The organism is Achromobacter sp. FW305-C-13, assembly GCF_058783475.1.
Genome location: NZ_JBYSYN010000011.1, coordinates 1 through 1073 on the forward strand (window position 1 = coordinate 1; position 1073 = coordinate 1073).

Here is a 1073-nt window from a genome sequence, read left to right on the forward strand (position 1 = left end):
TATCGGAAGGTGCGGCTGGATCACCTCCTTTCAGAGCTTAAGTGCTCGTGTTAAGCGTCCACTCTTATCGGTTGTTTGATATAGCTGGGATCAGTTGTAGGCTTGGGTCGAGGGAATCTTCCCTAGGTCTTCAGCTACCTGACTACTGATCCGAGAAGGTTTTGGGTCTGTAGCTCAGTTGGTTAGAGCACCGTCTTGATAAGGCGGGGGTCGTTGGTTCGAATCCAACCAGACCCACCAAAGTATTTCGCGTAGTGCTGGTCACTGTGTGGGATATGGGGGTGTAGCTCAGCTGGGAGAGCGCCTGCTTTGCAAGCAGGATGTCATCGGTTCGATCCCGTTCACCTCCACCATTGATTCTCAAATACTCACCTGGTGGTGATGTAGAGGCTAACTCATAGCGTCGTTAATTTACGATTCTATGAGTTAGGTTTTACCTAACAGCTATATTCGTTCTTTAACAATCTGGAAGAAGCACAACGAAATGTACTTATCAAGTACTCGGCGCAAGCCGATGAAGATAAGTACGGGTTGTGATTGCATTATTTTGTTCCAAGTTCTCAAGACTGAAGTGAATAACTTCAGACTGCTTTGAAACTTATGAACGGCACAAACGCTAATACTCAGGTCCTATAGCCTACAGCGTTATAGGATCAAGCGACTAAGTGCATATGGTGGATGCCTTGGCGATCACAGGCGATGAAGGACGTAGTAGCCTGCGAAAAGCTACGGGGAGCTGGCAAACAAGCTTTGATCCGTAGATGTCCGAATGGGGAAACCCACTGCAGCGATGCAGTATCCCTAGCTGAATACATAGGCTAGTGGAAGCGAACCGGGTGAACTGAAACATCTCAGTAGCTCGAGGAAAAGAAATCAACCGAGATTCCGAAAGTAGTGGCGAGCGAAATCGGAAGAGCCTTTACGTTTTAGCATGCAAGATAATCGAAGGGGATGGAAAGCCCCGCCGTAGCAGGTGATAGCCCTGTAGATGAAATCTTGTGTGTGGAACTAAGCGTAAGACAAGTAGGGCGGGACACGTGAAATCCTGTTTGAAGATGGGGGGACCATCCTCC

At 48.2% G+C, this 1073-nt stretch carries 2 tRNA genes and 1 rRNA gene; all 3 read left to right on the forward strand.

Annotated features, from left to right (window positions below):
- The first annotated feature begins 163 nt into the window (after window positions 1-163).
- Window positions 164-240 (forward strand) — tRNA-Ile (locus tag AC3WMU_RS29620).
- Between the two features lie 37 nt (window positions 241-277).
- Window positions 278-353, forward strand: a tRNA-Ala gene (locus tag AC3WMU_RS29625).
- Window positions 354-651: 298 nt separating this feature from the next.
- A 23S ribosomal RNA gene (locus tag AC3WMU_RS29630) occupies window positions 652-1073 on the forward strand; the annotation flags it as partial.